The sequence below is a fragment of the Actinacidiphila alni genome, from assembly GCF_900112845.1.
GTDB lineage: Bacteria > Actinomycetota > Actinomycetes > Streptomycetales > Streptomycetaceae > Actinacidiphila > Actinacidiphila alni.
Genome location: NZ_FONG01000004.1, coordinates 154,771 through 179,859, shown reverse-complemented (window position 1 = coordinate 179,859; position 25,089 = coordinate 154,771). Strand labels below are relative to the sequence as shown.

At 74.0% G+C, this 25,089-nt stretch carries 19 protein-coding genes and 1 riboswitch; of the genes, 10 read left to right on the top strand and 9 right to left on the bottom strand.

Annotated elements, in window-relative coordinates; all coding sequences use genetic code 11:
• The first annotated feature begins 12 nt into the window (after positions 1-12).
• The 5 genes from BM076_RS08610 (at position 13) to BM076_RS08590 (ending at position 6,651) form a co-directional block, all read left to right on the top strand.
• Positions 13-1,275 carry a D-arabinono-1,4-lactone oxidase gene (locus BM076_RS08610; protein WP_093713025.1) on the top strand — a complete coding sequence of 421 codons (1,263 nt, stop codon included), beginning with the start codon at positions 13-15 and terminating at the stop codon, positions 1,273-1,275.
• Positions 1,276-1,355: 80 nt separating this feature from the next.
• Positions 1,356-1,796, top strand: a complete 441-nt coding sequence (locus BM076_RS08605; protein ID WP_093712831.1) for an Lrp/AsnC family transcriptional regulator — start codon at positions 1,356-1,358, stop codon at positions 1,794-1,796.
• 84 nt (positions 1,797-1,880) lie between these two features.
• Positions 1,881-3,545, top strand: a complete 1,665-nt coding sequence (locus tag BM076_RS08600) for an amidohydrolase (protein ID WP_093712830.1) — start codon at positions 1,881-1,883, stop codon at positions 3,543-3,545.
• A 668-nt stretch (positions 3,546-4,213) separates the two neighbouring features.
• A complete protein-coding gene (gene lnt, locus BM076_RS08595) occupies positions 4,214-5,887 on the top strand; it encodes an apolipoprotein N-acyltransferase (protein ID WP_093712829.1) in 1,674 nt (557 codons plus the stop codon).
• Positions 5,887-6,651, top strand: coding sequence for a polyprenol monophosphomannose synthase (locus BM076_RS08590; protein ID WP_093712828.1), 765 nt, complete (start codon positions 5,887-5,889; stop codon positions 6,649-6,651). The genes lnt and BM076_RS08590 overlap by 1 nt, the downstream gene beginning before the upstream one ends.
• A gap of 46 nt (positions 6,652-6,697) precedes the next feature.
• Here the strand turns inward: BM076_RS08590 and BM076_RS08585 are convergent, their stop codons facing one another.
• Positions 6,698-7,570 (bottom strand): DUF1345 domain-containing protein, encoded by an 873-nt coding sequence (locus BM076_RS08585; protein ID WP_093713024.1) that lies wholly within the window; start codon positions 7,568-7,570, stop codon positions 6,698-6,700.
• Between the two features lie 92 nt (positions 7,571-7,662).
• On the opposite strand from BM076_RS08585, the gene fxsA reads away from it, so the two are divergent.
• Positions 7,663-8,256, top strand: coding sequence for an FxsA family membrane protein (gene fxsA / locus BM076_RS08580; RefSeq protein ID WP_245795866.1), 594 nt, complete (start codon positions 7,663-7,665; stop codon positions 8,254-8,256).
• Positions 8,257-8,453: 197 nt separating this feature from the next.
• Here fxsA and BM076_RS08575 read toward each other — a convergent pair whose 3' ends face one another.
• The gene (locus BM076_RS08575; protein WP_093713023.1) at positions 8,454-8,828 is read right to left on the bottom strand and encodes an RNA polymerase-binding protein RbpA; all 375 of its coding nucleotides are present in this window, start codon (positions 8,826-8,828) and stop codon (positions 8,454-8,456) included.
• A 256-nt stretch (positions 8,829-9,084) separates the two neighbouring features.
• Positions 9,085-9,825: a membrane protein YczE gene (gene yczE / locus BM076_RS08570; protein ID WP_245795865.1), complete on the bottom strand. Its 741-nt coding sequence runs from the start codon at positions 9,823-9,825 to the stop codon at positions 9,085-9,087.
• Positions 9,826-9,924: 99 nt separating this feature from the next.
• On the opposite strand from yczE, the gene yczR reads away from it, so the two are divergent.
• On the top strand, positions 9,925-11,436 hold the full coding sequence (yczR, locus tag BM076_RS08565) for a MocR-like transcription factor YczR (RefSeq protein WP_093712826.1): 1,512 nt from the start codon (positions 9,925-9,927) through the stop codon (positions 11,434-11,436).
• Positions 11,437-11,742: 306 nt separating this feature from the next.
• Here the strand turns inward: yczR and BM076_RS08560 are convergent, their stop codons facing one another.
• Both BM076_RS08560 and BM076_RS08555 read right to left on the bottom strand, forming a co-directional pair.
• The gene (locus BM076_RS08560; RefSeq protein ID WP_093712825.1) at positions 11,743-13,374 is read right to left on the bottom strand and encodes a hypothetical protein; all 1,632 of its coding nucleotides are present in this window, start codon (positions 13,372-13,374) and stop codon (positions 11,743-11,745) included.
• Positions 13,375-13,555: 181 nt separating this feature from the next.
• Complete coding sequence (locus tag BM076_RS08555) at positions 13,556-13,750, bottom strand: hypothetical protein (protein ID WP_093712824.1); 195 nt, start codon at positions 13,748-13,750, stop codon at positions 13,556-13,558.
• A gap of 245 nt (positions 13,751-13,995) precedes the next feature.
• Between BM076_RS08555 and BM076_RS08550 the strand changes: the two genes are divergently transcribed.
• From BM076_RS08550 to BM076_RS08540, 3 genes are all read left to right on the top strand, one after another.
• Positions 13,996-14,616, top strand: coding sequence for a nucleoside/nucleotide kinase family protein (locus BM076_RS08550; RefSeq protein ID WP_093713022.1), 621 nt, complete (start codon positions 13,996-13,998; stop codon positions 14,614-14,616).
• Positions 14,617-14,701: 85 nt separating this feature from the next.
• Positions 14,702-15,718, top strand: coding sequence for a GNAT family N-acetyltransferase (locus tag BM076_RS08545; protein WP_093712823.1), 1,017 nt, complete (start codon positions 14,702-14,704; stop codon positions 15,716-15,718).
• 340 nt (positions 15,719-16,058) lie between these two features.
• Positions 16,059-16,259, top strand: a riboswitch (cyclic di-AMP (ydaO/yuaA leader).
• A gap of 3 nt (positions 16,260-16,262) precedes the next feature.
• Positions 16,263-17,228, top strand: a complete 966-nt coding sequence (locus tag BM076_RS08540) for a M23 family metallopeptidase (RefSeq protein ID WP_093712822.1) — start codon at positions 16,263-16,265, stop codon at positions 17,226-17,228.
• Positions 17,229-17,302: 74 nt separating this feature from the next.
• Here the strand turns inward: BM076_RS08540 and BM076_RS08535 are convergent, their stop codons facing one another.
• The 4 genes from BM076_RS08535 to BM076_RS08520 all read right to left on the bottom strand — a co-directional run bounded on the left by BM076_RS08535 (position 17,303) and on the right by BM076_RS08520 (position 24,943).
• Positions 17,303-20,236 (bottom strand): helix-turn-helix transcriptional regulator, encoded by a 2,934-nt coding sequence (locus BM076_RS08535; RefSeq protein WP_177246380.1) that lies wholly within the window; start codon positions 20,234-20,236, stop codon positions 17,303-17,305.
• Between the two features lie 10 nt (positions 20,237-20,246).
• On the bottom strand, positions 20,247-21,056 hold the full coding sequence (locus BM076_RS08530; protein ID WP_093712820.1) for a phytanoyl-CoA dioxygenase family protein: 810 nt from the start codon (positions 21,054-21,056) through the stop codon (positions 20,247-20,249).
• Positions 21,057-21,271: 215 nt separating this feature from the next.
• Positions 21,272-22,426, bottom strand: coding sequence for a transcription termination factor Rho (gene rho / locus BM076_RS08525; RefSeq protein ID WP_218160060.1), 1,155 nt, complete (start codon positions 22,424-22,426; stop codon positions 21,272-21,274).
• 387 nt (positions 22,427-22,813) lie between these two features.
• Positions 22,814-24,943 (bottom strand): restriction endonuclease, encoded by a 2,130-nt coding sequence (locus tag BM076_RS08520; RefSeq protein WP_093712818.1) that lies wholly within the window; start codon positions 24,941-24,943, stop codon positions 22,814-22,816.
• Between the last annotated feature and the right edge of the window lie 146 nt (positions 24,944-25,089).

Genomic DNA, 25,089 nt, shown 5'->3' with positions numbered 1-25,089 from the left:
GAGATGCGGACCATGCGGACCACGCGGACCAACTGGGCGGGGAACATCACCTTCTCGGCGCAACGGGTGCACCGGCCCGCGACCGTCGCCGAACTGCGGTCACTGATCGCCGCGAGCCGCCGCGTACGGGTACTCGGCAGCGGCCACTCCTTCAACGACATCGCCGACACCGACGGCACCCTCGTCGAACTCACCGGCCTGCCGCCCGAGATCGACATCGACACCGCCGCCCGCACCGTCCGCGTCGGCGGCGGGGTGCGCTACGCCGAACTCGCCCAGCGCCTGCACGACAACGGCCTCGCCCTGCCCAACATGGCCTCCCTGCCGCACATTTCGGTGGCCGGCTCCGTCGCCACCGGCACCCACGGCTCGGGCGACCGCAACGGCGGCCTCGGCACCTGCGTCAGCGCCGTGGAACTCGTCACGGGCGACGGCGGCACCGCCGAACTCAGCCGCGACAAGGACGGCGACCGCTTCGACGGCGCCGTCGTCGCCCTGGGCGCGCTCGGCGTCGTCACCGCCCTCACCCTCGACGTGGTGCCCGACTTCGCCGTCCGCCAGTACGTCTTCACCGGCCTCGAACTGGCCGACCTCGACGGCCGGTTCGACGCGATCACCGGCGCCGCGTACAGCGTCAGCCTCTTCACCGACTGGCGCGCGCCCCGCTTCCGGCAGGTCTGGCTCAAGCAGCTCGCCGACCAGCCGCCGCCCGACGTCCCGTGGGCGGCGCCCGCCACCGGGCCCGCGCACCCCGTCCCCGGCGCCGACCCCGTGCACTGCACCGTCCAGCAGGGCGTGCCGGGACCCTGGCACGAACGGCTGCCGCACTTCAGGCCCGGCTTCACCCCCAGCAGCGGCGCCGAACTCCAGTCGGAGTACCTGCTGCCGCGCGAGCACGCGCTGCCCGCCCTGCACGCGCTCGCGGCGATCGCCGCCGAGATCGCGCCGCTGCTGCAGATCTGCGAGGTGCGCACGGTCGCCGCCGACCGGCAGTGGCTCAGCCCCGCCTACGGCCGCGACACCGTCGCCCTGCACTTCACCTGGGTGCCGGACACCCCGGCCGTACTGCGTGTCCTCACCCTGATGGAACAGCGGCTCGCGCCGTACGAGCCGCGCCCGCACTGGGGCAAGGTCTTCACCGAGGACGCCGCCGGCCTGCGGGCCCGCTACCCCCGGATGGCCGACTTCGACGCGCTCGCCGCCGAGCTGGACCCCGCCCGCACCTTCCGCAACGCCTACCTCGACCGGCTGCTGCCCGCCCGCGATCCGTCCTGACGGCGGCGCCCGCCACCGTGATCGAACCGTGCACATCCGTACGCAACACGGCGTGGTCGCTGCGGGTAAGGTCATCGGCTGTGGAGGAGCTTGACCGGCACATCGTGGAACTTCTCGTCGCCGACGGGCGCATGAGCTACACCGACCTGGGCAAGGCCACGGGCCTGTCCACCTCGGCGGTGCACCAGCGCGTGCGCAGGCTGGAGCAGCGCGGTGTGATCCGGGGGTACGCGGCCATCGTCGACCCCGAATCGGTCGGCCTGTCGCTGACGGCCTTCATCTCCGTCAAGCCCTTCGACCCCAGCGCGCCGGACGACATCGCCGACCGGCTCGCCGAGGTCCCCGAGATCGAGGCGTGCCACAGCGTCGCGGGCGACGAGAACTACATCCTCAAGGTCCGGGTCGCGACCCCGATCGAGCTGGAACACCTGCTGACCCGCATCCGCACCCTCGCGGGCGTCTCCACCCGCACCACCGTGGTGCTGTCCACGGCGTACGAGTCCCGACCGCCGCGCATCTGACCCGGTGACCCCGGCCCGGCCGGGACCGCCGCGGGCACGGACCCCGAGGTCGGACGGGTGCCCCGCCCGGAGGACACTGGGCGCATGCACCACACCTCCACCGCGCGGCAGGCCGCGTCCCCCGAAGAACCCGCACCCACCGGTACCGTCCTGCTGCGCGGCGGCGCCGTCTACAGCCCGGCCGACCCCTTCGCCACCGCGATGGTCGTCGACGGCGGCACCGTCGCCTGGGTCGGCTCGGAAGGGGCCGCGGACTCCTTCGCCGACGGGGTGGACGCCGTGGTGCGGCTCGACGGGGCGCTGGTCACCCCCGCCTTCACCGACGCCCATGTGCACACCACCGCGACCGGGATCGCCCTCACCGGCCTCGACCTGAGCGCCGCCGCCACCCTCGCCGACGCCCTGGCCCGTACGGCCGCGCACGCCGCCGGGCACCCCGCCGACCGGGTCCTGCTCGGCCACGGCTGGGACGAGATCCGCTGGCCCGAGCGGCGCCCGCCGACCCGCGCGGAACTGGACGAGGCGGCCGGCGGTCGGCCGCTCTACCTGACCCGTACCGATGTGCACTCCGCCGCCGTCAGCTCCGCCCTGCTCGACCTCGTGCCCGGCGTCGCGGGCCTGCCCGGTTTCGACCCGCAGGCGCCCGTCACCCGCGACGCCCACCACGCCGTACGCCGCGCCGCGTACGCCGCCGTCACCCCCGCGCAGCGGACCGCCGCCCAGCGGGCCGCGCTGCGGCACGCCGCTTCCCGGGGCATCGGCGCGCTCCACGAGTGCGCGGGCCCCGACATCTCCGCCGAGGACGACCTCACCGGGCTGCTCGCGCTCGCCGCCGCCGAGACGGGCCCGCAGGTCTTCGGCTACTGGGCCGAGGCCGCCGCCACCCCCGCCGACCTCGACCGGATCCGCGACCTCGGCGCCGTCGGCGCGGGCGGCGACCTCTTCGTGGACGGCTCCCTCGGCTCGCACACCGCCTGCCTGCACACGCCGTACGCCGACGCGCCGCACACCGGCACCGCCTATCTCGACGCCGACACCATCGCCCGCCACCTCACGCTGTGCACCGAGGCGGGCGTACAGGCCGGCTTCCACGCCATCGGCGACGCGGCGATCAGCGCGGTCGTGGACGGCGTACGGGCCGCCGCCGCGGCCGTCGGCCTGGAGCGGGTCCGGGCGCTGCGGCACCGCGTCGAGCACGCCGAATTCATGACGCCCGCCACCATCGCGGCCTTCGCCGAATTCGGCCTCGTCGCGTCCGTACAGCCCGCCTTCGACGCCGCGTGGGGCGGCGCCGACGGCATGTACGCCGAACGGCTCGGCGCCCAGCGGGCCCGCGACCTCAACCCCTTCGCCGCGCTCACCCGCGCCGGGGTGCCGCTGGTCCTCGGCTCCGACAGCCCCGTCACCCCGCTCGACCCCTGGGGCGCCGTCCGCGCCGCCGCCTTCCACCGCACCCCCGAGCACCGCATCTCGGCCCGCGCCGCCTTCAACGCCCACACCCGCGGCGGCTGGCGGGCCATCGGCCGCGACGACGCCGGCGTCCTCGTCCCCGGCGCGCCCGCCGACTACGCCGTCTGGGACAGCGGCGACCTCGTCGTCCAGGCCCCCGACGAACGCGTCGCCAACTGGTCCACCGACCCCCGCTCCGGCACCCCCGGCCTGCCCGATCTCACGCCCGGACGCCCGCTTCCGACCGCTGTGCGCACCGTCGTCGGCGGCCGTACGGTCTTCGCGCGGCCGAACGGGTGAGCATCGCCGCGCACATGCGGCCGAACGGTGTGCCCTCGGCCTGTCGCGGCGTGTCGCACGGCCCCGCACTGACCTGCTGATTTGGCGAAACCCCGCAGGTCAAAGGGGTGTTGACAGGCGACGGTCGAAGGCGAGTAGGTTCGGCCAGGTCCACCACAGGACGTCGGACCGGGGGCCCGCCGCGGTTCTGTCGACCGCCGCTGGGCCATGGGGCGCCGCGCCGTACGGGCACGCCGCCACTGGCAGCCAGGTCCAGCGTCAGCGGCGCCGGAACGGGACCACCCCCCGGTCGGCAGGTGTGACCCGGGAAGGGCCCGGACGCCCAGTAGACAACGGCCTCGGTACTGACTCGCAGCCAGCGAGTCCCAGGTCGGCCCGAAGGGCGTCCGGTCCCTCCTCCAGGAGTTTCCGCTCACGCTGGTGTCCGTCGCTTTGACTCGCAGCCTGGGGGCACCCCCGGACGGAGTCTGGGGGAGAGTCCCAGGTCGGCCCGAAGGGCGTCCGGTCCCTCCTCCAGGAGTTTGTGCGGCCGTGAGCGGCCATGAATCGCGCGCTCTCTTCCTCGTGAGCGCCCCGCAGGGGAATGTTTGCCGACCTGGGATCCACATGGTGGGCGGCTCGGGGTACCGTCAGCTTCATCACCCCGTCACCTGCAGGAAGGCCGCGACGTGCGCCCGCGACCCGACACCGTATCCGCGGCGACCGCGGTCGAGCCGTCGACGGAGCCTTCCGTCGGGGTCACCGCGAAGCCGGGGAAGGCGCCGCGGCGCGAGCGGTGGGCGGCGACGGCGCGGCGGGCCGCTCCGAGTTCGGCGGTCGCGGCGGTCAGCGGGTGCGCGCTGGCACTGGCCTTCCCGCCGTACGGCGTGTGGCCGCTGTCCGTGGTGGCGGTGGCGGGCCTGGCCCTGGTGCTCGAGGGCCGTACGGTCCGCCAGGCCGCCTGGCTCGGCTTCGCCTTCGCGTTCCCCTTCTTCCTGTGGCTCCTGGTGTGGCTCCGCTCGGTGATCTGGCTCGCGGTCCCGCTGCTGTCCGCCGTCGAAGCCGCGTATTTCGTGCTGATGGCCGCCCTGATCGTGCTGGCCCGGCGGCTGCCGTGGTGGCCGCTGTGGACCGCCTGCCTATGGGTCGCCCAGGAACTGGTCAGGGACCGGCTGCCGTTCGGCGGCTTCCCCTGGGGCCGCCTCGCCTTCGCCAACACCGGCTCCCCGTACACCCCGCTCGCGGCGCTCGGCGGCGCCCCGCTGGTGACCTTCGCGGTGGCCCTGAGCGGCACCCTGCTGGCCGCCGCCGCGCTGGCCGGCCACCGGGCCTACGCGGCCCGCCGCGCCGCCGCCCCGCGGGCACTGGCCGCCGCGCTGCCCGGCGCCACCGCCCTCGTGCTGTCCGCGGCCGTCCTGCTGTCGGGACTGCTCGTGCCGGTGCACACCAACGCCGTCGGACACGTCCGCGTCGCCGTCGTGCAGGGCAATGTCCAGCAGCCCGGCATGCACTTCCTCGGCCGCCCGATGCAGATCCTCGACAATCACGTCAAGGCCACCCTCAAGCTCGCCGCCGACATCGAGGCGGGCACGGTGCCCAAGCCCGACATCGTGCTGTGGCCGGAGAATTCCTCCGACCTCGACCCGTTCAGCAACCCCGCGGCGTACGACAAGATCAGCCAGGCCGTCCAGGCCGTCGGTGTCCCGGTGCTGGTCGGCGCCCTGGTCGACGGCCCGGACAAGGACCACGTGCAGAACGAGGGCATCGTGTGGGACCCGGTCACCGGACCCGGCGCCCACTACACCAAGCAGCACCCGGTGCCCTTCGGCGAATACGTGCCCTTCCGCAAGGCACTGACCAAGGTCGTCCCGATGCTCAACGAGATCCCCCGGGACTTCTACCCGGGCAAGGACACCGGCGTCCTGCGGATCGGTCCGGCCCGCCTCGGCGACGTGATCTGCTTCGAGGTCGCCTACGACGGCATCGTCCGCGACACGGTCAACGCCGGCGCCCGCGCCCTGGTCGTCCAGACCAACAACGCGACCTACGGCCGCACCGGACAGCCCGAGCAGCAGCTCGCCATGTCCCGGCTGCGCGCCATCGAGCACGGCCGCGCCATCGTCACCGCCGCGACCAGCGGAATCAGTGCGATCGTCGCTCCTGATGGCAAGATCGAACAGCGCAGCGCGGAATTCACCCAGCAAGTGCTGAGTGCCGACATCCCGCTGCGCGACGAGATCACCGTCGCGGACCGCGTCGGCACATTTCCGGAGTGGTCACTCGCTATTGTTGGCCTCCTGTCCTGTGCGGCCGCCTACGCGCTCGGCAGGCGCGACCGCACAGGCATGGCGAAGGGGCAGTAGTGAACGACGGCGAGCAGCGGAGCTTCGGGCCGCTCGGCAAGGTCCTGGTCATCATCCCGACCTACAACGAGGCCGAGAACATCAAGCCGATCGTGCGGCGGGTCCGCGCCTCGGTCCCCGAAGCCCACATCCTGGTCGCCGACGACAACAGCCCCGACGGCACCGGCAAGCTGGCCGACGAACTGGCCGGCGCCGACGAGCAGGTGCACGTCCTGCACCGGCACGGCAAGGAGGGCCTGGGCGCGGCCTACCTGGCCGGTTTCCAGTGGGGCATGGACCACGACTTCGGCGTCCTGGTCGAGATGGACGCCGACGGCTCCCACCAGCCCGAGGAACTGCCCCGGCTGCTCACCGCGCTCAAGGGCGCCGACCTGGTGCTCGGCTCGCGCTGGATCCCCGGCGGCCGGGTGGTGAACTGGCCGAAGTCCCGCGAATTCCTCTCCCGCGGCGGCAGCACGTACTCCCGGCTGCTGCTCGACGTGCCGATCCGCGACGTGACCGGCGGCTACCGCGCCTTCCGCCGCGAGACCCTGGAGGGCCTGGGCATGGCCGAGGTCGCCTCGGCCGGCTACTGCTTCCAGGTGGACCTCGCCTGGCGGGCGGTCAGGAACGGCTTCCACGTCGTGGAGGTGCCGATCACCTTCGTCGAACGCGAGCGCGGCGACAGCAAGATGAGCCGCAACATCGTGGTCGAGGCGCTGTGGCGGGTCACGGTGTGGGGCGTCGGCTCCCGCGCGGGCAAGGCCGTCGGCCGCAAGCCCTGAGCGCCGTCCGAGGACGGGCCCGTCCGCTCCCGCGGGGCGGGCCGTCCTAGAGGATGTTCACAGCCCTGGCCACCACCAGGACCACGGTGAGCAGCGACACCGCGGACTGCGTCAGCATCAGCATCTTCGCCCACCGCGTCACCGGCATGACATCGGTGGGGCTGAAGGCCGTGGAGTTGGTGAAGGACAGGTAGAAGTAGTCCAGGAACGTCGGCTCCCAGTGCGGCGGTGCCAGGTCGGGGGACTGCATCTGTACGAAGAGGAAGTCGGGCACCTGGCGGACGCCCTGGGCGCGCGCCCCCGGCCCGCCGCGGTCCAGCTCCCAGTACAGCAGCCCGAACACGATCACATTGGTGAGCCAGATCGCGCCGCCGGTCAACAGCAGCGTCCCGGCGGACGCGCCCTCGGTGCCGCGGATCAGCCCGCGCAGCAGCCGCAGCATCGCGTACACATTGGCGGAGCCGATCGCCGCCATGAGGGCGAAGCCGAGCGCCCGGTAGCCGCGTGAGCGGCTCTCGATCCTGACCGGGTCGCTGACCGTGAGGGCCACCAGCAGGGCCAGTTCCACCACCGGCATCAGCCACCGGGGGTGCACCGCGAGCCGCTGCGGCAGGGTGAACTGGATCGCCACCACCGCGAGCACGGCCGCCGCCGACGCCCAGCGCGGCTCGCCGCGGGTCACCCGCCGCCAGGCGGGCGTCAGCAGCCGCTCGGCCTCGGCCAGGCCGCCACCGCTGTGGGGCGCGGCATGGGGTGCGGTACTGGTCGCGGCATGGTGGGCGGTCAGCAGCGCCTCGACGCGGGCGAGGCGGTCCGCCAGAGCGTCGTCGTCGTGGCCGGGGGCGCCGCCGTCCGGGTCCGCGGAGCCGGCGGGGCCGGACGGGCCGTCGTGGGCGTCCTGGCCCGGGGTCTGTGTCACGCGGATCATCGTCGCGTCCCGGTGCCGCCCCGGTCCACCGGCGACCGGCCGCTCACATCCGGTCTTTACCCGGTCTTTGGCACACTTGAGCTATGACGATGACCCCTCCGCCCCGTGTCCGTCCGCAGCGCGCCCCGCAGCGGCGGCGGTCGCGTGCCCGCACCATCGTGCCGCTGGCGATCGCGGCGTGGGCGGTGCTGGAGATCTGGCTGCTGATCGTGGTGGCCGGCGCGACCAGCGGCCTGACGGTGTTCCTGCTGATCATCGGCGGGATGGTGCTGGGCGCCAGCGCGGTCAAGCGTGCCGGGCGCAGCGCGTGGCGCAATCTGACCGCCCAGGTGCAGGCCGCGCAGGCCCAGGCCGGTCAGCGCCCGGAGGACACCACGCCGCCCGCGGCGGGCACCGGGCGCAACGGGCTGGCGATGCTCGGCGGCCTGCTGCTGATCATCCCGGGCTTCATCTCCGACGCCGTCGGTCTGCTGCTGCTCCTGCCGCCGACCCGCAAGCTCATCGGCAAGGCGCTCGACCGTCTCACCTCGCGGGCGCTGGCGGCCCGGCCCGCCGCACCGGCCGACCCCGGCTCGGTCGGCGACCTCTTCCAGCAGGCGCGCGACGCCAACGAACAGTTCCGCATCCACCGCCCGGACGGCAAGGTCATCCAGGGCGAGGTCGTCGACCGCGACTGACGCGGGACCCGCCGGCACTCACTGAGGCTTCCCCGTCGGCGCCGGGGCGGAGCCCCGGCCCGGACGCAAAAAAAACCGCCGGCGGGGGAGCTGCGCTCCGCCGCCAGCGGGAAGTGTCCGGGGGCATGGGTCCCCGGGATGATCCCCGGGGTGCCCCCCTAGGTCGAACCTGGTCGAGCCCGCGTCCCTGGGACGCGCTACGCGCTCTTGCGATTGTCCCGCGGGTGCACCGCGATATTCATCGCTCCGGAACGGAGGACCGCCAGCCGTTCGGCCAGCACCTCCTCCAGCTCCTCCAGCGTGCGCCGCTCCATGAGCATGTCCCAGTGCGTGCGCGCGGGCTTGGTCGTCTTCTCCTCCGGGCCCTCTCCGTCCACCAGCAGGGCGGTCTGGCCGCAGGCGCGGCACTCCCACTCCGGCGGAATCTCGGCCTCAACCGAGAACGGCATCTCGAATCGATGTCCGTTCCGGCATGCGTACTCAACGGTCTGGCGCGGGGCCAGATCGATACCGCGGTCGGTCTCGTAGCTGGTGGCCCCGAGTCGCGTGCCGCGGAGAGCTCGCTCACTCATGAATCGTGCCTCCCGGGCTTGGTCGCCCACAGGACAGGTGTCGCTGTCGTCGTCATCCGGTCAACGTCCGGTCGGCGGTGAAGATTCCCGTTTAGGGAGATGCGTCGCCCGTCGTGCCGCCCCTGTTTGTACCCACCGGTGCCCGGTTTGTCACATCTGAGCGGAGATGTCACCCGGTGTCGTCATATCTTTTGCGTGCAGTAACGGTCAAGCTGCTGGGCCAACCGCGTACACTACCGGTCCGCACGCCCTCCGGCTAAATCGGATCGACCGCAGCGCGTTCGGGCGCGTCCCGGCGAATCACCGCAGATGCGGGCATCACGTCCACGGCGATGTCCCGCACCGTGCCCGGCGTACCCGCCGTGACCTGGGCCTGCGGGCTTTTCGCGCCATCGCCCGGCGCGTTTTCCGCCGGATCGGCGAAGACCCGCAGGAAGAACTGCGCGAGTGGCCCGATCGCCAGCGCGTACAGCACGGTGCCCGCGCCCACGCCGCCGCCCAGCGCGAAGCCGGCCGCCAGGACGGTCACCTCGATGCCGGTGCGCACCAGCCGCACCGAGCGGCCGGTCCTGCGGTGCAGGCCCGTCATCAGCCCGTCGCGCGGACCGGGACCGAAACGCGCGGTGATGTAGAGACCGGTCGCCACGCCGTTCAGCAGCACCCCCGCGACCAGCAGCGGTATCCGTACGGCCAGTGCCGCGTGGTACGGCACCAGGCGGCAGGTGGCGTCGATCGCCAGCCCGACGACGAACACATTGGAGACCGTACCGAGCCCCGGCCGCTGCCGGATCGGCCACCACAGCAGCAGCACGGCCGCGCCGACGACAATGGAGACGACGCCGATGCTCATTCCGGTCAGCCGGGACAGCCCCTGGTGGAAGACGTCCCACGGGTCAAGGCCCAGCGCGGCGCGGATCATCAGCGCCGAGGACGCGCCGTACAGCGCGAGGCCGACATAGAGACGGACGAGGCGGCGGTACGGGAACGGCGAGATCAATGGAACCCCCCATTGGCGGACGTGCTGACGCACGTGCCACTCTGTGGCCTGGAAGTGCTTTCGTTCCACGGCCAATCGACGAGAGGTGGACTGATTTCGGTGCCCCAGTGGACTGCGGCGGTCAGTGCGTCCCACCTCGCCCGGCTGCTCGAACCCCGCCCGCGCGGTGGCCGGGCCGCCGCACACGGCAACGGGCACGGCCGCAAGCTGCCCGCGTACCGGGGCCTGGCCGACGGCATCCGGCTGCTGGTCCTCGAAGGCCGCGTCCAGGTGGCCGCGCGGCTGCCCGCCGAGCGCGAACTCGCGGTGGCCCTCGGTGTCAGCCGCACCACCGTCGCCGCCGCCTACGAGGCGCTGCGTGCCGAGGGCTTCGCGCGGTCCCGGCGCGGCGCCGGCAGCTGGACCGCGATCCCCGAGGGGCATGTGCTGCCCTCGCGCAGCCTGGAGCCGCTGCCGCCGGAGGCCGCGGGCACCGTCATCGACCTCGGCACCGCCTCGCTGCCCGCAACCGAGCCGTGGCTCAGCCGCGCCATGCAGGGCGCGCTCGCCGAACTGCCCGCGTACGCCGCCACCCACGGCGACTTCCCGGCCGGGCTGCCGGTGCTGCGGGAGGCCATCGCCGACCGCTACACGCTGCGCGGTGTGCCCACCATGCCCGAGCAGATCATGGTCACCACCGGGGCGATGGGCGCGATCGCCGCCGCGGCCCGGCGGCTGGTCGCCTTCGGCGAGCGGGTCGCCGTGGAGTCGCCCAGTTACGCCAATGTGCTGGAGCTGTTCCGCGAGACCGGCTCCCGGCTGGTGCCGGTGACGCTGCGAGAGGGACTCGCCGGCTGGGACATGGACGCCTGGCGGCGCGTCCTGCGGGACGCCTCGCCGCGCATGGCGTACGTGATGCCGGACTTCCACAATCCGACGGGCACGCTCATCGCCGACGAGCAGCGGCGCGACCTCGTGGAGGCCGCGCGGGCGGCCGGGACCGTCGTGGTGGCCGACGAGACCATGGCCGAACTCGTCCTGGACGGCGAGGAGTCGGGCGCGCGGCCGATGGCCGCCTTCGACCGCGGCGGCACCGTGATGACGGTCGGCTCGGCCAGCAAGGCGGTCTGGGCGGGGCTGCGGATCGGCTGGGTCCGCACCACCCCCGACGTCGTACGCCGGCTGGTCTCCGCCCGGGCCTACCTCGACCTCGGCTCGCCCGTCGTGGACCAGCTCGCCGTCGCCTGGCTGCTGCGCGACGGTGGCTGGGACCTGGCGCTGGCCGCGCGGCGCGCCCGGGCGCGCGAGTGCCGCGACGACATCGTCGCCGGGTTGCGCGAGCACACCACAGGCTGGGAATTCGCGGTGCCGCGCGGCGGCATGACCATGTGGGTGCGTACGGGGGACGTGTCCGGCTCGCGCCTGGCCGTCGCCGGGGAACGCCTCGGCGTCCGCGTTCCCTCCGGGCCGCGCTTCGGGGTCGACGGTGCTTTTGAGCCCTACATCCGGTTGCCGTTCACCGTCAGTGGTCCCGCCGCCTCCGAGGCGGCCGCTCGCCTCGCGCAGGCGGCCCACGTCGTCCGTTCCGGCGGCGCCGCCGACGGCGACCCCACCAGCCTCTTCGTCGCCTGACCCGTCTCCTGCGGAGTGCGGTTCGTCAGGGGCGCTGGGGGCACCTCCCAGCGGTAGCTGGGGGAGGAACTGCGCGCTCAGGCCGCGCGGGGCTGCGGGTGAAAGACCGCCCCAGCGGGGCAGACGCTGTTTGTTTTGCGACCACCGGGCCGGTGGGGGCGGGCCGCGCAGTTCCCCGCGCCCCTAAAAGCATGACTCCCGCACTCCGCAGGAGACCTCACGCATCCCGCCCCCCGAAGGGGCACCGCACTCCGCAGGAGACCTCAGGCACCGCCTGCCGAAGAGGCGCCCCACTCCGTGGGAGGGCTAGCTCAGCTCGAGGTCGGCGACGGCCCGGACGACCGCGTCCTTGCGGAGGGCGACGGGCACGGGCTCGGGCTCGGCGGGAGCCGAAGAGGCGGAGGCCGGGGCCTCCTCGTGGAGGGGGAGGTCAGCGGGGGCCGCCCCCGGCAGAAGCGAGAGAACGGCGTCGCGGTGCGCCTGAGCACACTCCTCGTCGTAGGGGTCCGGCGTCGACGGCACCTGGAGCCGCAGCACGGGCCCGGTGCCGAGCCGGGCGTACCCGCGCCCGGGCGGCACCTCCGCCGCCGGAGTCGTCCGCTGCGGCGCCCCGAGGACGGCCTCGACGTGTTCGGGCGCGAGCGGCCCGAGCACCACGCGGGCGCGGGTCTGCGCGATGACGACGGGCGCCAGCCCCTCCGTGGCGTCGAGTTGGTCGGCGACGGCCACCGCGACATTGGCCGCGCGCCCGTGCCGCAGCGGCACGTCCAGCAGGGTCTGCGGGTCGGGCCGCCCCTCGGCCAGCGCGAGCTGCGAGAGCGCGGTCGGCCGGTCGACCAGGATCCACAGCGGACGGCGTACGTCGTCGGCGACCGGATCACCGGACTGCCGCGCCCTGTTGACCGCGATCAGCCGCCGCTCGGTCTCGTGCGCGGCCCATTCCAGCGTGGCGGACGCGCCGGACAGCCCGCCCTCGACGGCGAGGACGCCGGGCCGCCCGATCAGGCACGCGTATTCGCCGGTGCCGCTGCCGTCCACGACGACCACGTCACCGTAGACCAGCGCCTGGAGCGCGATCGACCGCAATAGGCTCGTGGTGCCGGTGCCGGGCTGCCCGAGGGCCAGCAGATGCGGCTCGGTGGAGCGGGTGCCGGTGCGCCACACGACCGGCGGCGCGTCCCGGGTGCCGTCACCGTCGGTGACCGGCACGGTCCGCTGGACGGCGGCGTCGTCGGTGAAGCCGAGCACCGTCTCACCGGGGGCGGTGATGAACCGCTGCGCGACGATGTCGGTGGGCAGCGGCGCCAGCGCGGTGAGGGTGAGGTGGTTCTCCTCCTCGTTCCAGTCGAAGCGGTACTCCCGGCCGCGGCCCGCCTTCGCGTGCAGCAGCTGCTCCACCCGGGTGCGCGACTCGGCCTCGCCGTCGGTGAAGTACGCGGGGTAGCGCAGATGCAGCCGCGCCAGCCTGCCGTCCTGGAACTCGTACTCGCTGAACGCCTTGTCCCAGCTGCCGTCGTGCGCGTACAGCGGCGCCGGGTCGCCGGCGTCCGACAGATACGGCACGAGGGCCTCGTACAGCGACTGGAGCCGCCCGGTCTCGGCCTCGCTCGGCCCGGTCGGCGTCGGCGGGGTGCGGTCGCGGCCCATCCAGGCCGCGGACGCCATGACGGCGGCGATCGCCAGCAGCGGGCCGTACGGCATCATCACGACGACGACCACACCGGCGGCGGCCAGCAGCAGCGCGGGGCCGCGGCGGTCCTTGGGAGTGCGGCCCCACCAGCTGCCCGCCCACGCGACCTGCTTGCGCATGCCGCGGGCGATGGTGATCACCGGATGGAGCACGTCGGTGGCGCTGTCGGCGGCGCTGCGCGCCAGGTCCCGGCCGCGGACGAGCGCGGGCCGGCTGGTGAGGATGCTGGGAAGGGGTCGCCTGGCCACGGGTACTCCATGGGTGTTTCGGTGCGTGTCGTGCTTCGGGCGTCGAGTGCCGTGCTTATGCCGGTGCGCGCCGTGGGGGAGGCGCGCGCGGAGGGATCGGGGTACGGGCCCGGAGCGGCTGGCCGCGCCGGGCCCGTGGGGAGTGGCCGCCCGTCGGGGCGGCCCGGGCCCGGGCCTGGGCCTAGACCTTGATCCCGCCCAGCAGGCTGGCCAGGCTCGCGCCGCCCGCCTTGATGCTCGGGGCGATGGCGGTGCCCGCGAGGTAGAAGCCGAACAGGGCGCAGACGATGCCGTGGGACACCTTCAGCCCGTCCTTGCGGAAGAACAGGAAGCAGATGACGCCGAGCAGGACGACGCCGGAGATGGACAGGATCATTGGGCTTTCTCCTGGGTGATGGGGACGGTCACCATGAGTTCTTCCAGGCTCACAACAAGTAATAGATCGCGCTCGGTGGCAAATGGGTGATTTGTAGGGGATTTCCACCAGGTGGGGGACGGGTGGAGCGGTGCCCGGCGCGAGCATTGCCCGTACGGGCCGGTCCATCCGGCCATCGCGCCGCTGTCCCGCTTTCGGCACGGTGAAGTCGCCCGAACGGGTGACGGCGGTGCAGGATGGCCGGTGTGCAGCTCACCCCGATCACCTGGACGCGGCTGGCCGACGGCCTCGCGGAGCGGATCGCGCGGACTCCGGGGCCCTGGTGGCGGGTGGCCGTGGACGGCGCCGACGCCGCCCGGCCCGGCGACCTCGCCGACGCCGTCGCCGCCGCGCTGCCCGCCCTCGGCCACCGGGCGCTGCGGGTGCGCGCCGCTGACTTCCTGCGGCCCGCGTCGTTGCGCTACGAGTACGGCCACGAGGACGCCGACGCGTACTACCAGCTCTGGCTCGACACCGGGGCGCTGCGCCGCGAAGTCCTCGACCCGCTCGCGCCCGACGGCTCCGGCCGGGTCCTGCCGTCGTTGTGGGACGCCGAGGCCGACCGCGCCACCCGCGCCGCGTACGTCCGACTGCCACCCGGCGGCGTGCTGGTGCTCGACGGCCCGCTGCTGCTCGGCCAGGGCCTGCCGTTCGATCTGACGGTCCATCTGCGGCTGTCCCCGGCCGCGCTGGAACGGCGTACGCCGGAGGCCGACCGGTGGACGCTGCCCGCATTCGACCGGTACGACCGGGAGGCGCTGCCGGAACAGACCGCCGATGTCCTGGTACGTGCCGACGACCCCCGGCGGCCCGCCTGGACCGGCTGAACTCCGGCCCGCGGCACGCCCGTCGGGACCGGTCCCGCCCCGCCTTGCCGTGGGGTGGCGCGCCCCGCTAGCGTCACCGACCACCATGACTGTCGCCATCGCGCCGCTGACCGCCGAGCACATACCCCTGGCCGCGCAGCGGTACGACCGCTGGTTCGCGCGGGCCCGCCGTCCTCCGTCGCAACGCTCCTGGCTCGCCGACGGCCCCGTACGCGGTGAGGAGCTGCTCGGCAAGCTGATCGGCGTCCCCGGACTCGAGGCGTGCCGCGCGCTCGACGGCGACGGCGGCCTCACCGGACACCTCGCCGCGGTGCCGGTCGACCTGCTCCCCGACGACCCGGCGGGGCTGCGCAATCACCCGCACTCCGCGCTGATCCCGCACGGCGGCCACGCGCTGCCGGGCGGCCGCGAGTCCGAGGTGCTGCGCGCGCTGTACGCCCGGGTCTCGGCCCGGCTGGTCGCGGAGCGGCGGCTGGTGCACTACGTGGACGTACCGGCCGGCGAATCGGCCGGACTGCCGTGGGCCGACCTCGGCTTCGGCCGCGAACTGGTGCACGGCCTGATGGCGGTCAAGGCCCGCGGACGCCAGCCGCGCGGCGTCGAGGGGCTCGCCATCCGGCGCGCGGGCGTCGGTGACCTGCCGCAGATCGGCCGGATGGCCGCCGAGTCCTCGCGCAGGCAGCGCGAATCCGCCGTCTTCCAGCCGCAGCCGGAACGCGCGCTCGCCGCGCTGCGGATGTACTACGCCGACGCGCTCGGCGACCCGCGAAGCGCCGCGTGGATCGCCTCCCGCCGGGGCGAGGAGATCGGCATGGTGCTGCTGGTCCCGGCCACGCCCGACCCGGTGATCCCGGAGTTCTGCGTCGAGCTGGCCGAGGCGTACGTCGAGCCTTCCGCGCGCGGCGAGGGCATCAGCCGCATCCTGCTCGCCACCGCGCTGGCCTGGGCGTACGACAACGGCCACCGCTACATGTCCGCCCGGTGGTACTCCGCCTCGCCGCTGTCGGCCGGGCACTGGCCGGCGGTCGGCTTCCGGCCGGTGGCGTACCGGCTCAGCCGCACGCTGGACGGCCGGATCGGCGGCCCGCCCGGTACCTACTGAAATCGCCAAGTAGCGTATCCAACCGGACATTTGGGCGTGACCGGGGTCACTCGGCGGCCCCGCCGTGAGCGGCATCACGCCGCGAATACGGTCCGATGTCCGGGTTTCACCCGCTGTTCCGGATCAAGGCGGCATGTCACCGACCGTACGGCGGGGGAGCGCGCACCGTGACCGGTCCGTACGCGCTGCGGTGACGACGGGCGACCCGCAGTGACCGGTGCACGCCGCCGACGGACGGAGTGGATCACGGTTGGTTGCCCGCGGATCGGGCAACCGCTTAGCTTCGCCTCCTGCGGGCCGGATGCCCGCGAAAGCGAATGTCCGTCGGGCGGAACGCCGAATCCTGCCGCCGCCCGATCTCCTGGACCTTTTGATCACACACGGCAGGAGCGGGGGACCCAGGTAAGTCGCCGTCTCGCAGTCAGGGACGGCTCGGGGTGAAGTCGCGGCGCCGTGCGCACACGCATCGGCACGACCACGTGACCGGGCATCTCCTGCCCGAACCCGACAGCTCACCTCGCAGGCGTAGGAGAGGAAATCCCCCATGCCCGCAAAGGGACAGCACCGCAAGACCCGTATGAGCCGCCTCACCCGCATCTGCGTCGCCGCGGGCACCGGCGGTGTCGCCCTCGCCCTGCCGCTGGTCGGCGCTGGCATCGCTTCGGCCGCCGAGCCCGCCAAGGCTCCCGCCGCCGCCCCGCACACCGCCGCCGTCAAGGCCGCGACCGTCGCCGCACACAGCAGCGCCGCCAAGGCCGCCGCCACCACGAAGTACGACGTCGTCAGCGGCGACTCGCTGTCGAAGATCGCAGACAGCCACCATGTGAACGGCGGCTGGCAGCGCCTCTACTCCGACAACAAGTCGGTCATCGGCGGCAACCCTGACCTGATCTACCCCGGCCAGCACCTCACGCTGGGCGGCCACTCCACCGAGAAGCCCGCCGCCCCGGCCCCGCAGAAGAAGTCGGCGCCGTCCGCCTCGACCCGGTCCTCGCAGCCGTCGACCTCGCAGTCCTCCGAGCACACGACCAGCACCAAGAAGTCGTCGTCTTCGTCGTCTTCGTCGGCCTCCTCGTCTTCGTCGTCCTCGTCCTCCAGCGCCTCCGGCTACACCAAGCCGGTCGGCAACGCGGCGATCGGTACGCAGTACCACGCGTCCGGCGCCAACTGGTCCAGCGGTTACCACACCGGCGTCGACTTCCTGGTCGGCTCCGGCACCGACGTGCACGCCGTGGCCGCCGGCACCGTCGTCTCGGCCGGCTGGGACGGCGCGTACGGCAACGACGTGATCATCAAGCACGCCGACGGCAAGTACACGCTGTACGGCCACCTGACGCAGGCGCTGGTCTCCGCTGGTCAGAGCGTCAGCGAGGGCCAGCAGATCGGCATCTCGGGCGCGACCGGCAATGTGACCGGACCGCACCTGCACTTCGAGGTCCGCACGACCCCGAACTACGGCTCCGACATCGACCCGGTCGCCTACCTGGCCTCGCACGGCGTCAACGTCTGAGCCGCGGGAACACCCCGGCGCACCCCCGCCTGCCGTGTCCGCCCGGTCCCCGCGACCGGGCGGGCACGGCCGCGTCAGTCCGCGGGGAACAGCGGTGCCAGCTCGCCGCGCGAGACCACACCGAGTTTCGGATACGCCTTGTAGAGGTGGTGGCCGACCGTGCGCGGACTGAGAAAGAGCTGCGCGGCGATGTCCCGGTTGGACAGGCCGCGCGCCGCCAGCCGGACGATCTGCGACTCCTGCGGGGTCAGTCCGGCCTCCTCGGCGACCGACCTGCCGCCGCCCGCCGCTTCCTGACCCGTCGTCACCGAGGCGCCCGACGCGCCCAGTTCGGTACGGGCCCGGTCGGCCCACGGCCGCGCGCCCAGCCGTTCGAAGGTGTCGAGCGCGGCCTTGAGGTGCCCGCGCGCCTCGCTCTTGCGCCGCGCCCGGCGCAGCCATTCGCCGTACAGCAGCTCGGTGCGGGCAGACTCCAACGCCCGCCGGTGCGGCTCGTGTTCGTCGAGCGCCTGCGTGAAGTACGCCTCCGCCTCCGCGTCCCGCGCCCGCAGTGCACGGCAGCGCGCCACCAGCGCCCGCGCCCAGCCCTGACCCGACCGCGCCGCCCACGCCTCGAACCGCGCCAGCGGCTCGTCCGCCCGCTCCGGCACACCGAGCCGCACCGCCGCCTCCACCAGATCGGGGACGCTGCGCATCGCGCTGATGTGGTGCCGTACGGAGGGGCCGGTCAGCAGCGACAGCCGGTCGAGGGCGAACTGCGTCCGCCCCAGGCCCAGTTCGAGCAGTCCCTGCGACCAGTACGCCCACGGCGCGCCCGGTGCCATCGACGTACCCGTCCCTGACGCCAGTGCCTCGTCGGCGAGTTCACGGCAGGCGTCCTCGTCCCCGCGGACCGCCGCGACATGGGCCAGCGCGCTGCTGAGCTGGCTCACCCACTGCCGCTGGCCGCTGTCCCGGGAGATCCGCAGGCCCTCCGACGCGGTCGCGAACGCCTCGTCGCAGCGGCCGTCGAAGAGCTCCGCCTCCGCCCGGAAGAACAGGATCGTGGTCAGCCGGCCGACACCGCCGTTCTCCCGGCTCTCCTCGGCCAGCGCGACGGCCAGATCGTGCGCCGCCGCGTCCTGGCCGAGCGCCAGGCCGACCCCGCACAGCATCACGAGGTCGCGCGGATCGACCCGGCCGCCGCGCGCGGCCCGCGCCGCCGCGGCGGCCTCGCCCACGTCCGGCGGATCACCGGCCGCGCTGCCCGGACCGAGCGCCCGCACCAGGAAGTCCGTCACCGCCCGAACGGGCGCGTCCCGCGGCAGCTCCAGCGCCGCCAGCCGCTCCATCGTCCCCGACACTTCGGCGTCGCCCAGATACCAGGCCGTATGCGTCGCCTGCACCAGCATCCGGGCCGCCGCGACCGGGTCCTCCCGCGCCGCCGACGCCGCTCCCCGCAGCAGCAGTTGATGCGCCGCCGCGAAGTCCCCCTCCCAGAAGTCCGCCAGCCCCCGGACGTACGCGGTGCGGCCGCGGACCCGGTCCAGAGCGGCACGGGCCGAGCCGCCCGCCGGCACCGTACGGCCGGGCCCCGCGCCCTTCGTGCCGCCGGTGTGTGCGGTCGGTCCGGTGCTCGCGCCCCCGAGGGCGTCCGCGACGGACTCCGTGGGTTCGGGCTCCGCGTGCCCGGTGCCGGACGTCCCCGAGGCCGGGCCGCCGTCCGCGGCCAGGGCCGCCGCCTTGGCGGCCTCGGCCGCGAAGGCGCGGGCGCGGGCGATCCCGCCCGCTTCCGAGGCGGACTCGGCGGCCAACAGCAGGCGTTCGACGCGGGCGGCGGGATCGGTGCTCAGCCGCGCGGCGCGTTCGTAGGCGGCCGAGGCGGCGGCGTGGCCGCTGCGTTCGCGGGCCCGGCCCGCGGTGCGCTGGAGTGCCGCCGCCACCGCCTCGTCCGGGCCGGTCGCCGCGGCGGCGAGGTGCCAGGCGCGGTGGTCGGGGTCGCGTACCGGGTCGGCGGCCTCGGCGAGCGCCCGATGCGCGGCGAGCCGGTCCGGGAGCGCGGCCCGCTGGTGGATCGCGGCCCGCATCAGCGGATGCCGGAACCGCAGCCGGTCCTCGTCGTCCACGTACACCAGGCCCGCCTCCTGCGCGGGCGGCAGATCCTCGACGCCGACCCCCAGCACACCGGCGGCCCGTACCAGGATGTCCGGGTCGCCGGTGTGGTCGGCCGCGGCCACCAGCAGCAGCGTCTGCGTCCCGGGCGGAAGGTGGCTGACCTGGCCGTGGAAGGCCATCTGGAGCCGTGTCGTGAGCGGCAGCGCGCCCGCGGCCGCCGCGGCGCCGTACGCCCCGGCGGCCTGGGCCAGCGGGAGTTCCAGCAGCGCCAGCGGATTGCCGCGCGCCTGTGCCAGCACCTGGGCGCGTACGGCGTCCGCCCGCGCGCCGCCGCGCTCCGCGAGCAGGGCCAGCGCCGCGTCCTCGGCGAGCGGCCCGAGCCGCAGTTCGGGCAGGCCCGGCGCGGCGAACGACCCCTCGCCGTCGCGCGCGGCGAACACCAGCGCCACGCCCTCCGCGTCGAGCCGCCGCGCCGCGAAGACCAGCGCGTCGGTCGACGCCCGGTCCAGCCATTGCGCGTCGTCCACGACGCACAGCAGCCCGCCGTCGCCCGCGTGGTCCGACAGCAGCGACAGTACGGCGAGTCCCACGAACATCGGCTCGCTCGCCGCCTCCGCGTCGAGGCCGAACGCGGCACGCAGCGCCCGGCGTTGCGGCACCGGCAGCGCGGCCAGCGAGCCCATCGCCCTGCGCAGCAGCAACTGCAGCCCGGCGTACGGCAATTCGGCCTCGAATTCGACACCCGTGCCGCGCAGGACCGGCAGGCCGCCCGCGGCCGCCACGGCGTGCTCCAGCAGCGCGGTCTTGCCGATCCCGGCCTCGCCGCGCAGCACCAGCACCCCGCTGCGGCCCGCCCGCGCCCCGGCCAGCAGCTCGTCGAGCGCGGCCGTCTCCGTGTCCCGTCCGTGCAACATGCCCGGCACGCTAACCGATCACGGACCCGGGTCCCGCGCCCGCCGCCCCGGTACCGGCTGCCGCGGTGTCCTTGCCGAGGCCGTGCCGGATCGCGATCTCCACCGGCGAGTAGTCGCCGTCGGCGCGCTCCAGTTCGTACGGCACCGCCGGGTGCAGGGGCGGCTGGGCCATGAACCGGGGCCGGCTGCCGTGGCGCGGCTGGGCCGCGTGCACCAGGAACGGGTGGCACAGATACACATCGCCCGGCGCACCGGTGGCCAGTGCGAGCGGCCGGTGGGCGGTGGCCCGCTCGACCGGCGCGGCCACGGTCAGGATCGAGGCGCCGGCCTCGCCGTACGGGGCGAGGACCGCGGGCACGTCCAGGTGGGAGCCGACGCGGATCCGGGTCGGCGCGTTCTCCTCGTCCACGTCGGTGAAGAGGAACAGCATGAGCAGCGCGCGGTCGCGCGAGCGGACATTGGCGAAGTGCCAATTCTCGCCGGGTACGTCGTAGCTGCCCTCGATGTGCCAGCCCGCGTCGTCGGGCTCGTCCGGGTGCGGGAAGCGCAGCGGGAAGGAGCCGAGGGAATCGCGGGGCACCCAGCGTCCGGCGCCGACCAGCCGGTCGAACGCGGCATGCAGCACAGGGGTGTTGGCGGCCTCGGCGAAGGGCGGCTGGGCCATGCCGCCCACCCAGTGGACCGGTTGGGTCCAGGTGGCCGGGTCGTCCGGGCCGCAGCCGGTCTGCCGCCACAGCAGTTCGGCGCAGGCGCGGGCCGTGCCGGCCGGGAAGGCGCCCTCGATCTTCACGAAGCCGTCCCGCAGGAAGTCCCGCTCCATCGCGTCCGGAAAACCGGGAGTGTCCGCCGGATCAGTGGCGTCCGCCGGGCCGGGAGCGTCAGCCGGATCAGTGGCGTCCGCCCGACAAGGAGCTGCCATGGTGTCGGCGGCGTCCTGCGCGTCCTCGCTCATCCCCCGATCATCACGCCGGGCGGCGCGTGGTGGCCACCGGATTTCCGCGGGTACGCGGACGGGGCGCGCGGGCCGGCGGGGGCTCACGCCTCGCCGGGCACGGTGCCGCTGATCTGCCGCAGGAAGGCGGCGTTGTCCGGGGTCTGCCGGATCTTGTCCAGCAGCACTTCGAGGCCGGACTGGGAGCCGCGGCCGTGCAGCACCCGGCGCAGGCCGCGTACGACCGACAGTTCGGGGCCGGGCAGCAGCAGTTCCTCGCGGCGGGTGCCCGAGATGCCGACGTCCACGGCGGGGAAGATCCGCCGCTCGGCGAGGGAACGGTCCAGGTGCAGCTCCATGTTGCCGGTGCTCTTCAGCTCCTCGTAGTAGAAGTCGTCGGCGCGCGAGCCGGTGTCGACCAGCGCGGTGGCCAGGATGGTCAGCGAACCGCCCTCCTCGGCCAGCCGGGCCGCGCCGAAGAACTGCTTCGGCCCGATCAGCGCGGCGGCGTCCACACCGCCGGTGAGGGTACGGCCGCCGGCCGACACGGCGGTGTTGTGCGCCCGGCAGAGCCGGGTCAGCGAGTCGAGCAGGACGACCACGTCCTGCCCCTGCTCCACCAGCCGCTTCGCCCGCTCGATCGCGAGTTCCGCGACCGCGATGTGCTGCTTGGCGGGCCGGTCGAAGGTCGAGGCGATCACCTCGCCGCGCACACCGCGGCGCATCTCAGTGACCTCCTCGGGCCGCTCGTCGAGCAGCACCACCATCAGATGGCACTCCGGGTGGTTCCCGGCGACCGCCGCCGCGATGCTCTGCAGCAGCATGGTCTTGCCGGCCTTGGGCGGTGCCACGATCAGGCCGCGCTGGCCCTTGCCGACCGGGGACACCAGGTCCATCACGCGCCCGGCGAGCGCGCCGGTCCCGGCCGCGGCGGGGCTCTCCAGGCGCAGCCGCTCGCGCGGGTGAAGGGGCGTCAGATCGCCGAACCGCGGTCGCCCGCGCAGTTCTTGGACGGGGACGCCGTTGACGAGGTCGACCCGGGCGAGCGCGCCGGGCCTGGTGCCGAGGACGCCCTCGACGAGGTCGCCCTTTCTGAGTCCGGCCTGGCGGATCTGCGCCTGCGAGACCTGGACGTCGTCGGGCGCGGTGAGCAGCCCGGGATTACGGAGGCGGCCGGTGCCGCCGTGGATGTCGAGTACGCCCGCCACCCGTACCGGCGATTCCTGCCGGACGGGAGGGCGTTCAAGGATGTCAGTCATGGGATTCGTCCTTTCTCGGACGAGCTTCGGATGCGCCAAAAGGGCATGCGGGAAAGGGGGATTCGGCAGGAGCGGACACAACACGCTCCGCATACCGCGAAGATCACCACCGGTCGGCGTACGCGTCGTACGGGACCTGGTGGGTGATGCGGATGATCCGGATGGTGCGAGAGCCTCGGCGGGATGATCACCGGCGCCGTAGCGCTTCGGAGTGTGTCGCCGCGAAGGGGCGGTGGATCGCAATGAGCACCGGCGCCGTCAGAAGGGGCGCGGACATGTGCTACGCAGACTGTAACACGGGTGGTCCGGTGGATGTTCCCGGACCGGGAACATCCACGAAGGCGCCACGTCGACGCGGGGCCGCGGCCCTCGTACGGCCGTCCGCCCTCAGTCCACCTCGATGCCGTGCTCGCCGACCAGCGCCACAAGACCGCCCGCGCCCGGGTAGCCCTTGCCGCCCGCGACGAAGCGCCAGTCCGCGCCCGTACCGGTCCTGCGGAAGGAGCCGAGCACCAGCGCCGTCTCGCCCGGCCTGCCGTCGGAGACCTCCAGCCGGTCCGCCTCGGCGCCGCTGGGGTCGGTGAGCCGGATCCTGGCCTGGGTGAAACCGGCCAGGTCACCGTCCGGATCGGCCTCCGGGTCGACGGCCGCGACCAGCACCACCCGGTCCGCGCGGGCCGGCAGCCGGTCGAAGCTCACCCAGATCGCGGCCTTGTCCCCGCCGAGCGCGGGCATCATCCGCACACTGCCGTCGGGCGTCCGCGGATTGTTGAAGAAGACGAAGTGGTCGTCGTCCAGCACCCGGCCGCCGCGGCACACCAGCGCGCACACGTCCAGGCGCACCGCGCCCTCCCACCACATCCCGAGCACACTGGCCTCGGAATCGGCCTCGGCGTCCGCGTCGAGGCCCGGCAGCGTGGTCCCCACCAGGGTCGGGGTGCGCTGTGCGGCTTCAGGGGCGGGGCCGAGCCGGCCGCCGAGCCCGTTGTCGTGCAGCAGCGCCACCAGATCGGTGCCCGACACCAGCGTCAAAGGTTTGCCGTTGGCGAAGGTGTGCGAGGTCGGGCCGAAGCCGGACGTGGTGATCAGCACGCCCTTGTTCGCGCCGACGCTCTGCACCGTGCCGTACAGGTCGCGTACGGCGCTCGGCGAGACGGTGTTGCGGTAGCGCTTGACCTGCACCACGATCTTGCCGCCGCGTATCGGGTCCGGGTCCAGGGCGTCCACGTCCACACCGCCGTCGCCCGAGCGCACCGTGGTCACCGCCCGCATCCCCATCGCCCGGAACAGCTCGGCGACCAGCTCCTCGAACTCCAGCGGGTCCATCGCCAGCAGATCCGGCTCCTCCTCGCCGCCGTGCGACACCACGGGGCGGCCCGCCTCGCCCGGCCGCCGCAGCGGTTCCACGGCGGTCCTGCGGTCCGGCCGCGCCGACAGCTGCCCGCCGAGCGCGTCGGTGAAGCAATCCACCGCGTTGACCCGGGCCGGATTCACCCCGGCGAAGACACCTGCCGCCACCAGTGCCGTGGCCACGACCGTTTGCGTACGGTGCCCGGTCGCCGGGTCGGTGTCGTCCACGAAGCCGTTGAGCACCACCGAGTCCAGCGCCCCGAACGTGTCGGCGCCGAACAGCTCCCGCAGCACCAGCAGCAGGCACTGCGCCAGCAGGTCGCGGTAGGCCGTCCGCCGCTCGGCGGCCGGCCGCGCCACCTCCTTGTCCCGGTCGGCGCCCGGCATGTACCGCACCAGGGACGTCTCCGGCACCACGGCGAAGGCGGGCAGCTCCCAGTCGAGCACCAGTCGGCGGTCGTCCCGGTCGTAGGAGGCGGCGACCTGGCGCGGCAGCCCCTGCGGCCAGGCGGTGGACGCGTAGAGCGCCGCCGTCAGATAGTCGACGACCGCGGCCGGCTCCCGATCGCGCAGCGCGGTCACCAGCGTCTCGACCCCGGCGTTGTGCCGCCGGATCTCCGCCCGGCGGTCGTCCGCCCACTCCTGGTACCGCCGCTGGTAATCGGCGAGTTGACGCTGCCTCAGGTCCTCGGCGGCCCGCGCCGCCCGCAGGTCCGCCTCGTACCGCGCCCGCGCCTGCTCGCGCTCCTGGCGGCCGGGGCCGAAGCCCCAACCGCCGCCCTGCGCGGGCGCGTACGCGTTCGGCTCAGGCATCGGTACCGGATCGACGAGCCGCCCCGGCGCGAAGGGCTCGATCGTCTCCGGTGTCCGGAGCGAGGCCGGCGTGAACAGCGGCGCCGCGCATCCGGCGGCCAACAGGTCCCGCAGTTCGGCGAACCGCCGCTCCAGTTCCTCGGTCCGCTGCCGCGCGTCGGCCTCCCGCTGCGCGCGGTACGCCGCCTGCTGCTCGCGGCTCCTGCGGGCCGCCGCCCGTTCCGCCGCGCGCTGCTGCCGCTCGGTCTCGCGCTGCGCCTGCAACCACGCGCGCTGCTGGGCCTCTTGCTGCCGCTGCCGTTGCCGCTGGACTTCGGCCCAGGTGGACACAGGACCGGAAGTACGGCGGCTCATGCGGGTACGGCTCCCTCTCGGCGCGGCGCTGCGGACACCGTGCGTGCCCCCCCTGCCCCGGCCACCGAGAGTACGCCCCTGGCCAGCACATCGTCAGCGCTTCCCGCCCACAGGAGGACGGGGACCGAACCGCCCCCGACGCGATC

Excerpts from the sequence above, each read along its gene's own strand:
- BM076_RS08575 (WP_093713023.1), bottom strand. The coding sequence starts at position 8,828 with ATGAGTGAGCGAGCTCTCCGCGGCACGCGACTCGGGGCCACCAGCTAC.
- BM076_RS08555 (WP_093712824.1), bottom strand. The coding sequence starts at position 13,750 with ATGATCCTGTCCATCTCCGGCGTCGTCCTGCTCGGCGTCATCTGCTTC.
- BM076_RS08535 (WP_177246380.1), bottom strand. The coding sequence starts at position 20,236 with ATGTTGCACGGACGGGACACGGAGACGGCCGCGCTCGACGAGCTGCTG.
- BM076_RS08600 (WP_093712830.1), top strand. The coding sequence starts at position 1,881 with ATGCACCACACCTCCACCGCGCGGCAGGCCGCGTCCCCCGAAGAACCC.
- fxsA (WP_245795866.1), top strand. The coding sequence starts at position 7,663 with ATGACGATGACCCCTCCGCCCCGTGTCCGTCCGCAGCGCGCCCCGCAG.
- BM076_RS08520 (WP_093712818.1), bottom strand. The coding sequence starts at position 24,943 with ATGAGCCGCCGTACTTCCGGTCCTGTGTCCACCTGGGCCGAAGTCCAG.
- rho (WP_218160060.1), bottom strand. The coding sequence starts at position 22,426 with ATGACTGACATCCTTGAACGCCCTCCCGTCCGGCAGGAATCGCCGGTA.
- BM076_RS08610 (WP_093713025.1), top strand. The coding sequence starts at position 13 with ATGCGGACCACGCGGACCAACTGGGCGGGGAACATCACCTTCTCGGCG.
- BM076_RS08545 (WP_093712823.1), top strand. The coding sequence starts at position 14,702 with ATGACTGTCGCCATCGCGCCGCTGACCGCCGAGCACATACCCCTGGCC.
- BM076_RS08540 (WP_093712822.1), top strand. The coding sequence starts at position 16,263 with ATGCCCGCAAAGGGACAGCACCGCAAGACCCGTATGAGCCGCCTCACC.
- BM076_RS08530 (WP_093712820.1), bottom strand. The coding sequence starts at position 21,056 with ATGGAGCGGGACTTCCTGCGGGACGGCTTCGTGAAGATCGAGGGCGCC.